Consider the following 262-nt stretch of genomic DNA (forward strand, 5'->3'; position numbering starts at 1 on the left):
GTTCCCAGCAGGAGCTACTTATGACACAGATGCATCTGTTGATCAAACTTGGACAGTAACTTTGAAACATGGTGAAACTCCAGTTGGACCAAATGATCCACATAACCCAACAGATCCAATCAATCCAAATGATCCAAACAGTCCAAAATACCCTGCGAAAGATCAATGGACGAAAGATGTAACATCAACTGTTAAGTATGTAGTATCAGACGGTAAGGCAACTGCCCCAGCTGACAATGTTCAAAATGCACAATGGACACGT

At 42.0% G+C, this 262-nt stretch carries 1 pseudogene; it reads left to right on the forward strand.

From position 1 onward, the window contains the following. Window positions 1-262, forward strand: a pseudogene (locus tag ADM33_RS11465) (mucin-binding protein); the annotation flags it as partial.

It is taken from the genome of Streptococcus oralis (genome assembly GCF_001075875.1).
Taxonomy (GTDB): domain Bacteria; phylum Bacillota; class Bacilli; order Lactobacillales; family Streptococcaceae; genus Streptococcus; species Streptococcus oralis_I.